11 protein-coding genes are annotated in these 14,165 nt (G+C 61.2%); 4 read left to right on the top strand and 7 right to left on the bottom strand.

What is annotated here, in order from left to right; genetic code table 11:
* Window positions 1–341 precede the first annotated feature (341 nt).
* The 4 genes from BN1233_RS02980 to BN1233_RS02965 all read left to right on the top strand — a co-directional run bounded on the left by BN1233_RS02980 (window position 342) and on the right by BN1233_RS02965 (window position 7,091).
* The gene (locus tag BN1233_RS02980; RefSeq protein WP_046861942.1) at window positions 342–1,508 is read left to right on the top strand and encodes a beta-glucosidase; all 1,167 of its coding nucleotides are present in this window, start codon (window positions 342–344) and stop codon (window positions 1,506–1,508) included.
* Between the two features lie 4 nt (window positions 1,509–1,512).
* Window positions 1,513–3,357: an ABC transporter ATP-binding protein gene (locus BN1233_RS02975; protein ID WP_244470838.1), complete on the top strand. Its 1,845-nt coding sequence runs from the start codon at window positions 1,513–1,515 to the stop codon at window positions 3,355–3,357.
* Between the two features lie 214 nt (window positions 3,358–3,571).
* Window positions 3,572–3,844: a hypothetical protein gene (locus BN1233_RS02970; RefSeq protein ID WP_046861941.1), complete on the top strand. Its 273-nt coding sequence runs from the start codon at window positions 3,572–3,574 to the stop codon at window positions 3,842–3,844.
* A gap of 499 nt (window positions 3,845–4,343) precedes the next feature.
* Window positions 4,344–7,091 (top strand): glycoside hydrolase family 2 protein, encoded by a 2,748-nt coding sequence (locus BN1233_RS02965; protein WP_046861940.1) that lies wholly within the window; start codon window positions 4,344–4,346, stop codon window positions 7,089–7,091.
* Window positions 7,092–7,316: 225 nt separating this feature from the next.
* Here BN1233_RS02965 and BN1233_RS02960 read toward each other — a convergent pair whose 3' ends face one another.
* The 7 genes from BN1233_RS02960 to BN1233_RS02930 all read right to left on the bottom strand — a co-directional run bounded on the left by BN1233_RS02960 (window position 7,317) and on the right by BN1233_RS02930 (window position 13,933).
* Window positions 7,317–9,485 (bottom strand): family 1 glycosylhydrolase, encoded by a 2,169-nt coding sequence (locus BN1233_RS02960; RefSeq protein WP_046861939.1) that lies wholly within the window; start codon window positions 9,483–9,485, stop codon window positions 7,317–7,319.
* A gap of 28 nt (window positions 9,486–9,513) precedes the next feature.
* Window positions 9,514–10,668 (bottom strand): UDP-galactopyranose mutase, encoded by a 1,155-nt coding sequence (gene glf, locus BN1233_RS02955; protein ID WP_046861938.1) that lies wholly within the window; start codon window positions 10,666–10,668, stop codon window positions 9,514–9,516.
* Between the two features lie 58 nt (window positions 10,669–10,726).
* Window positions 10,727–11,734 (bottom strand): glycosyltransferase, encoded by a 1,008-nt coding sequence (locus BN1233_RS02950; protein WP_244470839.1) that lies wholly within the window; start codon window positions 11,732–11,734, stop codon window positions 10,727–10,729.
* Between the two features lie 481 nt (window positions 11,735–12,215).
* Window positions 12,216–12,530: a polyhydroxyalkanoic acid system family protein gene (locus BN1233_RS02945; RefSeq protein WP_046862422.1), complete on the bottom strand. Its 315-nt coding sequence runs from the start codon at window positions 12,528–12,530 to the stop codon at window positions 12,216–12,218.
* Between the two features lie 140 nt (window positions 12,531–12,670).
* Entirely contained in the window at window positions 12,671–12,976 is a 306-nt protein-coding gene (locus BN1233_RS02940) for a hypothetical protein (RefSeq protein ID WP_046861937.1), read from the bottom strand.
* A gap of 93 nt (window positions 12,977–13,069) precedes the next feature.
* On the bottom strand, window positions 13,070–13,423 hold the full coding sequence (locus BN1233_RS02935; protein ID WP_046861936.1) for a hypothetical protein: 354 nt from the start codon (window positions 13,421–13,423) through the stop codon (window positions 13,070–13,072).
* A gap of 132 nt (window positions 13,424–13,555) precedes the next feature.
* Complete coding sequence (locus BN1233_RS02930) at window positions 13,556–13,933, bottom strand: septal ring lytic transglycosylase RlpA family protein (protein ID WP_425311676.1); 378 nt, start codon at window positions 13,931–13,933, stop codon at window positions 13,556–13,558.
* Between the last annotated feature and the right edge of the window lie 232 nt (window positions 13,934–14,165).

The raw sequence follows: 14,165 nt of genomic DNA, 5'->3' as shown, positions 1-14,165 counted from the left end.
CACACGGTCCCGGTTACGTTCCCGGAGCTTTGCAGCCCCTGCGTACCGTACGGTTCCGTACAGAAACACTCATTGGCCGAACCAATGTCGCCGATCCTCGTTTGTGAGCATTCGTTTATCACTGGACGTGAACTGTCCCGGATCACGCCTTGTCCAGAGCTTCCCCGCGGGAACTGAGAACTCAACCTCCCGACCGGCTGTTGGGCTCACGTTCAGGGATCCAGCCCTAAAACACTCACGAATTCAATTGCAGAAGTCAGGGAGTATGCGTTCTCACGCCTAGTAACCGGCTGTACTGCAATGGGCGGTCCATCGAGACTCGCGAAGGGAACAAGACGATCATGAAGTCGACGACTGATTCGCTCTTCAGCAGTCACTTCCTTGCGGGTTTCGAGTGCTCGTGTCACCGCCGAAACGATGGACAGCGTCTCGACCTCCTCGCTGCAACCGGACACGATCAGCATGCTGGCGCAGATTATCGCGAATTGAGGAAGCAGAGGATCTCTGCGGCACGAGATGGTGTGCGCTGGCATCTCATCGAAACCTCGCCTGGGCACTATGACTGGTCGAGCTTTCTTCTCATGCTTCGGGCCGCACGCGAATCCGGCATGCAGGTCATCTGGGATCTTTGCCATTATGGTTGGCCAGACGACATCGATATCTGGTCTCCGGCTTTCATCGACCGCTTTGCCGCATTCGCGGCCGCGGCTGCGACAGTGGTGCAGGACGAGAGCGACGAGGTTCCCTTCTATTGCCCGGTCAACGAGATCTCCTTCTGGGCCTGGGCCGGCGCGGAGGCAGGTCGCTTCAATCCGAGTGTTCACGGGCGCGGCGCCGATCTGAAGCGGCAGTTGGTCCGAGCCACCATCGCGGCCATCGATGCAGTCCGCACTGTTGATCCGAGAGCGCGCTTCATCACGGCCGAGCCTATGATTCATCTTGTTTGCGGTTCACCGGTCCTGGAACACAACCTGGCCTCGGAATCCGAGCGGATGTCACAATTCGAGGCATTCTACATGCTCAATGGTGAACTTGAGCCGACGCTTGGAGGTGGTGCCGAATATCTCGACATTGTCGGCGTCAATTTTTACCCGGAGAACCAATGGTACCATGCCGGACCGACGATCCCGATGGGACATCGGCATTACCGGCCACTTCACGACATGCTGATCGAAGTTCATGAACGCTTCGGTCGACCGCTGCTGATCGCGGAGACGGGAGCCGAAGGGTCGGGGCGCCCGGCCTGGCTGCACTACGTCTGCTCTGAAGTTCGCAGTGCCATACGAGCAGGCGTACCCGTCACGGGGATCTGTCTCTATCCTATTCTCGACTATCCGGGATGGGAGGACGAGCGCACCTGCCACACGGGGCTCATGTCCAGCGCGATGGAACATGGGCACCGCACCCTCTGCGCTCCCCTCGCAGAAGAGCTTCACCGCCAACAGGCCATCTTCGAAGGCGTCGTCGGCGAGCCTGGCCGGGCGTCCCTTCTCCGAGCGGCGGGGTGATCGGATGTGGACCGATCTGAGTGCTCCTCTACGGTTCTATGCGATGGAGAGAGCTCGCTCGACAGCACCGAGACTGGCGCCTCCGTTCCTGCGCGGGCCACGGGCATTCATCCTTCACTATGTAGCAGCCCGGCCGCTTCACTTCGCAGCTCTGTTCGTAATGGTTGCAGGCGCGGCGAGCTGCGCGGTGGGCGTGCAATATGTGATGAAACTCCTCGTCGATGCCATGGCGGGACCACGGGAGGGAAACACCGCCGCCTGGTGGGCGCTCGGCGCATTCATCGGTCTCACCGCAGTGGAGAGCATCTTATGGAGGCTGAGCGGCTGGCTCGGCTGCCGGACAACCGTCGGGATCGGCGTCGATGTGCGCCTCGACCTGTTCAATTATCTGAACGGTCAGCCGATGCGCTACTTCGCGGAGAACCTCGCAGGGTCGCTGGGCCAGCGCATCACATCGACGGCAGGCAACTTCGGAGCGCTCACGAATACCGTCGTCTGGCGGGTCCTCCCGCCCTGTATCGATTTCATCGGTGCACTGGTGGTATTTTCGATCGTCGATTGGCGCATGATGGGAGCCCTGGCGTTCTTCGTCGTGCTGAACACGGCCGGTCTCATCAACTTCGGAGAGCGAGGACGTCACCACCACCGATCCTACGCCGGGAGCGCAAACGCCGTCGGCGGCGAATTGATCGATGTCATCTCCAACATGTGGGCCGTGAAGGCGTTCTCCGCTCGAGCCCGGGAGCATGCTCTGCTCTCCAGCCGCTTCAAGTCTGAAGCAATCGCTCAGCGCGCGAGCTGGATGTATACCGAAAAGGCACGCGTTCTGCATGACGTCACTCTTCTCGTGATGGCCGGCTCGATGCTCTCCTGGTGCGTCCACCTCTGGAGCATTGGACGAATCACACCTGGCGACGTGGTGCTGGTGAGTGCCCTGACGTTTCGGATCCTGCACGGCTCACGGGATCTGGCACTGTCCCTCGTCGATATGGTGCAGCAATTCGGCTATATCGAAGAGACGTTGCAGGTCATCGGGCAGCCGCAGACGGTCTGCGATGCGCCCGGTGCTCCGAGCTTGATAACTCGTGGCGGATCGATCGAATTCAGGAACGTGAGCTTCGCCTATGGCGGCAAGCGGGATGCGATTCACAACCTGAATCTGAAGATCCCGGCAGGGCAGAAGATCGGGATCGTCGGTCCCTCAGGAGCCGGGAAATCCACCTTCATTCACCTGTTGCAGCGGCTCTACGATGTCGAAAAGGGCGAGGTGCTCATCGATGGGCAACCGGTCACTGCTGTAACCCAGGACAGTCTGCGTGCCACGCTCGCCGTCGTGCCGCAGGAGATCACCCTTTTCCATCGCAGCGTGATGGACAACATTCGTTTTGCACGCCCCGAGGCGATGGACGAGGAAGTCTTTGCTGCCGCGAAAGCAGCGTATTGCGATGGATTCATCCGCGCCCTTCCTCAGGGCTACGACACGATCGTCGGAGAGCGAGGCACCAAGCTGTCGGGTGGCCAGCGCCAGCGCATCGGGATCGCTCGCGCCTTCCTGAAAGATGCGCCGATCATCATCCTCGACGAGGCGACCTCCGCACTCGATACTGAATCCGAAATGGAGATCCAGCGCGCCTTGGTCCGGCTGATGCGGGACCGAACGGTCATCGCGGTGGCCCATCGGCTCTCCACCCTGACGGCCTTCGACCGGATCATCGTGATGGTGGGCGGAGCCGCGGTAGAGGATGGAACGTTCAGCGAGTTGCGCCGCCAAGGTGGCCTCTTCGAACGTATGTGGCGTCTACAGGCTGAGGGGCTGTCCCTCGATGAAGCGAGAGAGGACGCCGCCTGAGCGAGGGTCTCACATTTTCCTATGGGCCGCGCAGGCACATGATTCGGCGGGGCAGATGAGCGCTGCTCGGACAAGACGGAGATCCCTCGCACCTGAGCCGGAGCGCGGGCGGTAGCTTTCGAGGACCGTAGGCGTCCTGTTCTTCCAACCGGCACCGGTATGGCCTAGAACTTTCGATTCGACCGCAAGTCCTCGCCCCGATCCGGAGGTCACGGTGCCTGTCTTCAAGCGCGAATTGGCGTTCTCTCCAGTCCGACCTTTGGAAATGACTGGAGATTGGTGGCATCTCATCTTGGATACCGATGCTCCGGGCATCTACATCGAGCATACATGGCGGTATGCGGCTCCCCACTCTGACGGTCAGATGCTGAACGGAATGGAGCGTTTCGGGATCAACGATTTTCTCTCACTCACCCAAGGGCAGCCGGCTCAATCTGCCCTCCTCGGCGCCCTCCGGGAAATCTTTCGCGAGACCAAACCAAACTGAGCGTTTCCAGTGAATCCGGGCCTTTTCCCTCACATCAGACGTTCGCTCTCAAGGCTCCCTGAGCTGCTCTGCGCAGGTCTCCAGGGGGCCGCTGGCCACGAAGACACGGACGCTTTCCGGCGCTGAAGGCTTCGCGATCGGGGGTGAGACGAAATGAGCGGATCCAATCCCGGCTCGGGCAGTTGCCGGAGAAGTGCCGACCCACCATTGTCTAAATCAGCCGCTGATTCGGCTCCGGGGAATCAAGTGTCATCGGCATTGGCCACAAAGCCAATTGCCGTTTCGCGTTCGAAGGGCCGATAGCAACGGCTCCGGGGACGAACATGGTGACGTTAGGGCATCGTTGTTTCGGGCGGCATCAGTCACGATTTCAACACGATCGGGTCGCCTCTGGCGGGATCTGATTTTGCTTCAAACATTGTCCTTGCCGCGGAAGCCCTGAGAAGCGCTCGACTTCTCGGGGAGTCTTCCGCCAGGATTGCGTACTGCGGGGAAGGGTATGCGTGCATCGCGCATCAGTCTGGACGGGACGTGGGAATTTCTCCACGTTGCCGATGATCGTCAGTCGGGCCCGGCGGAGGTCCGCACCATCGAGGTACCGAGCCCTTGGCAGGCTCAGTTCTCGGACCTGCGCATGCGGGCCGGTATCGGCATCTATCGTCGCACCGTGGACATTCCGGAAGAGTGGCTTTCCGACTCCGTATGGCTACGCTTCGGAGCCGTCTTTCACAATACGCGCGTTTTCGTGAACGGCACGCTGGTTGGTGTGAACGAGGGCGGCTTTCTGCCGTTCTCCTTCGACATCACGCCGTATCTGCATCCCGGTGCCAACGAGCTGAAGGTTCGCGTCGACAGTCCGACCGACAATCCAGCCGAGTTTCCCGACTCCCCCTTTGCGGAGATTCCGTTCGGGAAGCAGAGCTGGTACGGCCCGCTCTCCGGGATCTGGCAGCCGGTTTACCTCGAGCGACGCATTCCCGATCACATGACCAGGGTCCGGCTCGTCCCCAATCGGGAGACCGGGCGCGTCACGGCCAGTGTCTTCTTTGCGCGTCCTCTTGCGCAACAGACGGACGTCAGAGTCCTGGTCCGTGACCCGTCAGGTGCGACGGTGTTCGAGGAGGTGCACGAGGCACCGGCCGGCGTGACCAGCATGCCGTTCGCCTTCACGGTCGCGGACGTCCAGTCCTGGTCTCCGGATGAGCCGAACCTGTATCACATCACACTCGAGCTCACCCGCGACATGGCGCTCGACGCGATCGAGGATCGTTTCGGGTTCCGGACGATCGAGACCCGCAACGGGAAGCTCTATCTCAACGGTGAGCCTCTCTACCTGAGAGCCGCGCTGGATCAGGATTACTATCCCGACACGATCTGCACCGTCCCATCCATCGAGTTCCTCGAGGATCAGTTCCGAAAGGCGAAGGAACTCGGGCTCAATACATTGCGCTGCCACATCAAGGCCGCCGACCCGCGCTACTACGAAGTCGCCGATCGCATGGGCATGCTCATCTGGACGGAGCTGCCGAACGGCGGCATGGCGACAGACCGCTCGCGGGGACGAAAGGAGAAGCTCCTCAAGGGAATCGTCGACCGCGACTGCAACCATCCGTCGATCATCATCTGGACGATCATCAACGAGAATTGGGGCGTCGATCTCGTCAATGATCCGGAACACCGGGATTGGCTGAAGCGCATCTTTGCCTGGTTGAAGGCTTATGATCCGACTCGTCTCGTCGTCGACAATTCGCCTCTGGCGCCGAGCTTCCACGTCGAATCGGACATCGCGGATTACCACTTCTATGCCGCTTTCCCGGATCATCGGCACGAGTGGGATCGCTTCGTCGACGAGCTCGCCGATCGGGCGTCCTGGCTGTATTCGCCTCATGGAGATGCGGTGATCACCGGCCGCGAGCCCTTGATGTGCTCCGAGTTCGGCAATTGGGGACTGCCCTATCCGAAGGATCTGCACGACGCCAACGGGCAGGAGCCCTGGTGGTTCGAGACCGGCCACGACTGGGGCGAGGGCGTTATGTATGCCCACGGTGTCGAGAACCGCTTCAGCGACTGGAGCCTCGACCGCGTCTTCGGAGACCTGCGCAACTTCGTCACCGCTGCGCAGTGGCAGCAGTTCCGCGCCCTGAAATACGAAATCGAATCGATGCGGCGGAAGCCGAGTCTCGCCGGTTATGTCATTACGGAGTTGCACGATTGTCATTGGGAGTCGAACGGGCTCCTCGACATGCGTCGCAACCCGCGCGTGTTCCATGAGCTCTTCCACACCATCAACAGCGATACGGTGATCGTCCCGAAATGGGGGCGTCTCTCCTACTGGGCGGGCGAGTCGGCACGCGTCGGGATCAGCATCGCGCATGGAGCCGGACCTGTCCTGGATGGCTGCCAACTGGAGATCGGGCTAGGCGACGACCAGCGACGCCTGAGCCTGCCGCGGATCGAGGCTCCGGCAGTGCTCGATCTCGGAGTCCTGGACCTCGCAGTGCCGGATCTCGGCGAGGCAGGCCTCCGCCGGATGACCTTCGAGTTGCGCGACCCGGTCGGTCGACTCCTGGCGGTGAATCATCTCGATCTGGCCGTGCATCCGCGCCGGCAGCGGCCGCAGGAAGCGCGCCAGCGCGTCTACGCCTCGGACGAGGACCTGCGGGCGCGCTTCCAGGCGCTCGGCTATGCCTCGGCGCGTAGCCTCGAGGATGCGAGCCTCATCGTGTCACGCAGGCACGACAAGGCGATTGCTGATCGGGTGCGCCAGGGCGCGAGCCTCCTGCTGGTTGCCGAAGAGGACATGAGCCTCTACCCGTTCTTTCCCCATTGGCAGGCCGTGAGGGTGCAGAACCGGGACGGCACGCTCTGGAGCGGCGACTGGGCCTCCTCCTTTGCGTGGCTACGTCGGTCGCGACAGTTCGCGCGGTTTCCGGCCGGCCCCCTCCTCGACGAGACCATGGACCGGGTCTTGCCCAACCATGTGATCGTCAACTGCAATCTTCTCGACTTTCAGGCGCGGGTCTTCGCAGGCATGGTCGTCGGATGGATCCACAAGCCGGTCGCTCTTGGGGTCGAACGCTCCTACGGACGCGGGCGACTCCTTGCGACGACGTTCCGTCCGTTCCGCGACGAGCCGCTTGCGGACCCGACGGCGACGAATCTCGTCGACTCCATGGTGGAAGTCGCCGTCGAAACCCGAGCGCCTCGGCTCGAGAATGCGTTCTCCGAATCGGAGGCTGCGGCATGAGGATTGCGGATCACGGAGCATAGGAGCTTCATCACGCAGGGTCGCGACTCCCCTGTCCCTCAGATGCTTCGCGTCCCACCTATGCCGCTGGGGAAGAGGTGCGGCTCTGTCTCGCCCTCCACGGGCGAGTTCGGCCCGAAGAGCGGCGGGTGAATCGGCGGTGCTGACCTCTGAAGTCTCATAACACTCCCGCCTTGCAGCCTTTGTGCGCATTGGCGAGTGCGCCTACTCCGCAGCCACTCTCGAGGTGTCGACGGTCCAATCGAGTTTGCTATCAGCAAAGAAGCGGTCCAGCGCACTTTCGAAAACGGGAAGGATGGCTCCGTGCGCCGTCGACAGAGCCGTGTTGAGCACGGGAGTGTCGGCCGCGGCCGCGACCCTGGCCTTGTTGAAGCTCGCCCGCTCGGCAACGGCAACGGCAAAGTCGTGCCAGGAAATCTCACCTTCGTTGGCCAAGTGGCGAATGCCCGTCTCTTCATCGATCAGGAGGTCGAGAGCGCCGTGAACCAGATCCGGCACATAGGTCGGTGACACCTTGTCGATTCCGGCGATGACGTGTTCCCCTATGGAAAGCTTCCGCAACACGTCAAAGGCGAAGTTGTAGCGATCCCATGGACCGAAGAAGGCGCTCGTTCGAATGATCAAGGCATCCGGGTGAACGGAGAGAACGCGCCGCTCCGCCTCCGCCTTGCTGGCGCCGTAAACGCAACTCGGAGCGACTTCGTCCGTCTCGATGTAAGCTCGCTCAGCTCGTCCGTCGAAGACGAGATCCGACGAGAATGTCAGGAGTGGGAGCCCGGCCTCGGCACAGGTCTTGGCCAGCACTTCCGCACCGGCGGCGTTCTCACGAAAGCAGGTCTCCGGATCCCGTTCCGCATCGGCGACCCGAACATAGCCCGCGGTGTTGATCACCGCCCACGGGCGATGGCAGGCGAGAGCCGCCGCCACGCTCGCGGGGTCAGCGATGTCCATCTCCTTCCGGGAGACCAGCACATGGTCGAGCCCGCGCAGGGCGCATATGCAGGAGAAGGCCTGCCCGAGCGTACCGGTTGCCCCGGTGATGAGGAGCCGGCGGGGCGACCCGGCGAGCTGGCATTTGTTCGATGCTACGAGCGGCGGACGGTAAAACCGGACGTCGCGCCGCCACCATCCTGCCCGGTCGAGTACCGGATGATCGAAATGTCCGTGCTCAGCCAGCGCCTGTGCTGCCCGAGCGAGGGCTGTTCGGCGCGGAGCCGGCCCCCGGATATCGAACGGCCCCGGTTCATAGCAACCGTCCGCTCGCGTCAGCAGGCTGTTCCAGTCCACCGTTCCGAACAGGGACCAGACCGTGACGGCGCGAATGTCGGCGCCTTCGGATCTGACCTGGCGGGCGGCATTCCAGACCTCGACCAGCCACCGTAATTGCTCTTCCCGTGTGCAACCATGGTGCACTTCCGTGACGGCAATCGGACGGCGATAACGTTCCCAGACCTCGCGCAGGCGCGGCGCGGGACCGATCTGCTCTCGGGGCAGCGGCACCCTGACGGCCTCGGCATCGGCGTAGCGGTGCTGCCCGTTGCCGCCCCAGTGGTGCTCCGGATAGCGCGACAGGCGCTGGTCGAGATAGCGCTCGCTGGTGAGATAGTGGTTGATCCCTATGATATCCGGCGCTGCATCGCCCGCGCGGAAGAGCTCGAGCTCGAATTCCGAGATTCCGTGATCCAGCAGGATCCGCCACCACGGTTGGTCCCGCCGAACCTGTCCGCAGAGGAGGTCGAATGTCAGCCAGCGCCGCTCGTTCTCGTGCCTCGCCTGATAGTCGAGAAGAGGCGTCGAGAACGTCTTCCCGAAATCCTCCGTCTGGACGAGCTGAGCATCCGGGCGCACTTCCCGGATTGCCCGCATTGCGAGGACCGTGGCCGTGCATTCGTTGACAAGGGCCCTCAGGAATGAGCGGTAGCTCGTCCCGTGTGGATACCAGTGTCCGTAGAGGCCGCTGAAACGTGCGGTCGTCAGCGGCTCGTTCACCGGCGTGTAATGCGTCACCTCCGGATAGCGTTCGGCGACCCTCCTCGCATGGGCCGCGAAGAGATCCGCAAAATCCGGGTCTGTGAGACTGGTATAGCTTGGCCCGCTGCCGTGATGGCAGAGCGTCACGATCGGTCGTATGCCGAGTTCCCGCAAACGCGTAAGGCGCTCGTCGTGCCATGAAAAATCGGCCAAATCCGGAGAAGCTGGAGAGACGGTTTCCCACAGGACTGGATAGCGCAGCGTCCTGATTCCGAGTTCGGCGATGCGATTGAGATCGTCGAGCCGAGCATGGTGACCCGTCTTCCGGGATTGATCCCGCACCTCGCTGCCGATCCGGGCAACGGTGCATTCGATCCCGCCCCAGAGCTTGAGATCCTGCATTTGGTTCTCGCTAGTTGTTTGACTCGGATCAGGACGCGAGAGACGCCTTGCTCCTGATGACTTCGACCACCATCTGGTCCGATGGAAGCGGAACGGCGTCGCCAATCCGCCTGAAGGTGGCGAGAGCCTGCCCTACGATCTGGTCCATGTTGTAGTAGCGGTACGTCGCGAGCCGACCGACAAACCAGACATTCGGTGTTGCCAGAGCGAGGCGCTCGTAGCGCTTGAACAGCTCCTGGTTTTCGGGTTTGGGAATGGGATAGTAGGGATCTCCCTCCGCAGACGGGTATTCATACGTGAGTGCGGTTTTGGGGTGCTCTTGTCCAGTCAGATGCTTGTATTCCGTAATCCGGGTATAAGCCTCCGTCTGAGGAAAGTTCACGACTCCGACCGGTTGATACCAGGCCTTGTCGAGGGTGATATGCTTGAAGCCTAGGGAGCGGTAAGGCAATTTCCCGAAGCGAAAGTCGAAAAACTCATCGATCGGGCCGGTGAAGATTACCCGGCGGTGGGGTACGATATCACGAATGTCCCGATAATCCGTTTGGGTCATCACGTGAATGTTCGGATGATCCACCATCCGCTCGAACATACGCGTGTAACCGTGCTTCGGCATGAACTGGAACTCGTCGCCGAAGTAGCGGTCATCTTGATTGGTGCGCGTCGGAACACGCGACGTCACCGATTTGTCGAGTTCCGACGGGTCAAGGCCCCATTGCTTGCGTGTATAGCCGCGGAAGAACTTCTCGTAGAGTTCGCGTCCCACTTTCGAGACAACGGCGTCCTCCGAGGTTCTGATCTCCTCGACCGGCTCGGCGCGAGCCGCGAACCACTTTTCGAGATCATCGGAGGTCAGAGTCAGGTCATAGAGCCGGTTGATCGTATCGAGGTTGATCGGGATCGGTACGAGCATGCCGTCGACCTGCGCAAGCACTCGATGCTCGTAGAAATTCCACTCCGTGAAGCGGGAAAGATAATCGAAGATTTGCTGCGAGTTCGTGTGGAAGATGTGGGGACCGTACTGATGGATGAGCAGACCATCGTCATTGTACCGGTCGTAAGCATTGCCGCCGATATGGGGGCGGCGGTCGATCAGAAGCACACGCTCGTTGCGTACACTCGCGAGGCGCTCTGCCAGGGTACTGCCAGCGAAACCTGCACCGACGATCAGCCAGTCATACATGAATACACTCGTGGTTCAGGGATAGAAGCAGGATGCAGTCGCGATTGCGCCGGACCGCTCACTCAGCGGGAGTGGGAAAATAGGTGCGGGTCGTGGCCGTAGTGCTGAGACCTGTGTCGAGGGACTCAAACATGAGCATGTGCATCGCGGCCCAGGTCTTGTCCCAGGATCCTGCCGCAAGATGCCGATCGACCCGCTGCAGCCACGGCTCACGCGGACGCTGCATGAGCAGTTCGGCCTTCTCGATCACGTCCGCCGGAGACTTCGCAATCTCGACGAACCTTTTATCGCCGTAGGGACGCACTACGTCCGTGATCGGAGTCGACACGACGGGGACGCCCGCGGCGAGGAATTCGGGAGTCTTCGTCGGACTGATGAAGCGTGTCGCTTCGTTGAGGGCGAACGGCATAAAGCCGACATCCCAGCCGGCCAGGTACTGGGGAAGCTGCTTGTATGATTTCGAGCCGAGCCAATGGATATTGGCGAGCCGGGGCAGCCCTGCAGGATCGATCTTCACGACAGGCCCGATCATGACAAGCTGCCACGCGGGCCTCAGGGACGCGACCTCGCGCACCAGATCGATATCCATACGCTCATCGATGACGCCGAAGAACCCGAGCCGTGGATGCGCAATCGAAGCCTGATCATCGGGATCCGCATCAATCACGCGGGCTTTTGAGAAGTGATCGAAGTCGATCGATGATGGAAAGCTGTGCACATTGTGATGGCGCTGCCGCTTCGCTTCATAGAGGCTCATTCCACCCGTGAAGACGACGTCCGCCCGTCCGAACAATTCGCTTTCGAAATCGAGGAGTTCGCGAGACGCGCCGCGGAAGAGCGAGAGCTCGTCCATGTTGTCGTAGACACACAGTTCGCAGTCCAGATGAGCCGTAAAGGCCATCGCCATCGGCGTGTAGTACCAGAACACGCGCGAACCGTCCCCCTGGCTTATGACCAAGTCCTCGACGAGTTCTCGTTGCTCGAGAATGACGTCTTCGGAACTCAGTCCTTCGGGGAGAACGGGAACCGCAACCGTGACACCTTCCGGATGGCGGGTCATTTCCATACGGGGCTCGATACCGGGGCGAAACAACGGCTCTTCGATGAACAGCACATGGTAATGATGCGCCGCGCGGCTCAAGAGATGTTGAGGCCGCTGCCATACGAAGTCCCATCGCAGGTGGGAAAAGCAGAAAAGAAACGGCTTCTCGGAATTGGCAACAAATGAACGAGCAGCATACGACGGCACAGTCGAACGCTCTTGCATGCGCGAACCTTTATGTCGGACACAGCATCTCGGGCAGGCGCTACAGCCCACGCAAGGGGATGTCGATGTCGGTGGATCAGCCGGGAGATAGGGGATCCACGACATAACGCTCATACCCGCAAAAGGTTCCAGCGCTACTCACATGGTTGAATGGTGTGCTCGCCTCTATCGTGCACCGGTAACGACGAGAACGGATCAGACAAGGGCACTCGCTGCCGCCAGCGAAACTCGGATCTACTGCTATTTCACGCCAATTGACCTAAGGCGAAGGTCGACATCTTTACTGCTTGGTCAAAAGTAATTGCCCTTGCTTGCGGATAAAGTTGCGGGCTTTTTCGGCCGCCAGGGCGAGCACCCAAGGAAGTTGCACTTCGACATTGACGGCGTCATCCGCAACGTCGAGATGACCCGTAATGGTTTGACCTAGAGCGCCGACTCGGAAGTCCATGCGGTCGCCGTTCCAGTTCTCCTCGAGAGAGGCGAGAGATGCACCGAACTGCCCATGGACTTTCCCAACGCCGGCCTGAAGCCGGCGCATCGCCTCGGCCTTGCCGAGGTTATGGGGAATTGAAACGATTAGGGGCTTGGTGGTCATGCTGATCTCCGCCATCGTGAAAGGCGGTAGCGCCCGCATTGGTTCCATCCGGGCGGCTCCGCTTTCCGGTCGCAACGCAATCGCATCAATTCGAGGCGCAATGACCCCTTCCGTCTCGGGGGCGATCCGGTGAGGCGATTTTAGAGCATGTCGACTTTGATGGAGCGAACTACCAGGGTTTCCTGGCGAAACCGGCGTTCGAGCTCGGCACGATAGCGCTCCCACCACGCATGGTCGATGTCGCGGGCCATGACCTCGAAAACGAAGAGATCATCGCGACGCGACCCGCCGACTTCCGTCCAGACGCCCTCCGCAGGCGCGCGCGTAAACGTCGTAATGCCTCCGAACCGTTCGGCGAGCTCGCCCCGCACCTGCGCGAAATCCTCGCGCGTGAACGCGACGCCATCGTTGTCAGCGAGGGGGAGCAGGATCTGGACGAGATACATGAGCCTTACTCTAGGGCGGCAAACGGGGCCGACCAGCGCCGAGCCTACAGCATTCTCCCCGGCGGCACGCCGGGTGGGAAATTCCAGAGGCGTCTAGGCGGGACTCGCCTTGAACAAGGAGGCATCGCTCGCCGGAATGCCGTCGGCCAGAGCATAACGGCTCGTCGGCTTCGCGACCCGCCAGGGACGGTCCGTGGAGGCCCGGACAGCCTCCGAGGGACGTAGGCGCCGGGCGCTGCCGTCCGCCTGGATCTCGTCGATGACCACGAAACCGAAGATCGTCAGGCGCGTCGCCATGGCTTTCGTGGCGCTGTCGTCAGCGGCGATGGGCAGAGAACCCGCCATATAGACGGCATCCATAAGGCTCCGCTGATCCCGCCGTGCCGCGAAAGGCGAACGCGCACTCCGGAAGCGAATGACGTTCGCTGGCAGCGATTCCGTGTCCATGACGCAACCCTTGACCCGAATCGGGCTGATAGTCGCGTCGATGGATTAAGAAGCTTCTAACCCTGTCTGGCGGCTCTGCGAATGCACTGCCGGGTCAGGAGAAGCCCCGAACTTCCCGAAACTGCGGTCGACTCACTCGATAACCTGGTGCAGCGAAACGTAGCTCACGCCCTCACCGATCATTCCGAGCTCCTTGGCGGGCCCACGCGCGAGATCGATGATGCGCCCGCCCGTGAAGGGACCGCGATCGTTGATACGGACCACGACGGAGCGGCCGCTCTTCTCGTTCACGACACGTACGCGGGTACCGAAGGGAAGCGTCCGATGGGCCGCCGTCATACCTTCCGGCCGGAAGGCCTCTCCATTCGCCGTTCGCCGACCCATTTGGTACCACGATGCTGAACCGGACTGGATCTTGGGGCCGGCGGGTTTCGACGCTGCTTCTGGCGCGGCGATATCGAGAGATGCCGTATTGGTTGCGCCAGTATTGCAGGCGGCAAGCAAGATCATCGGCGCGAAGATCGGCGTCCGCAACAGTAGTTTGCGCATCGGTTCCCCTTGATCGTGCTTAATCAGCCGTTGATGCCATCAACCAGCGGTCAAACACGGCGAGAATAAGGCACCTCCATTGGCAAACGGGGGAACTTCCGCTTCCGTCAGATCGATTCGATAGCCTGCATTCGATTCGCGCGGCCCCGATTTTCGTGATTCAACGCTGCCTTTTCAGGACTTTAGCCTGGGT

This window comes from Microvirga massiliensis (assembly GCF_001006805.1).
GTDB classification, from domain to species: Bacteria; Pseudomonadota; Alphaproteobacteria; order Rhizobiales; family Beijerinckiaceae; genus Microvirga; species Microvirga massiliensis.
The sequence above is the reverse complement of the archived record's forward strand: the minus strand, read 5'-3'. Positions and strand labels throughout refer to the sequence as shown.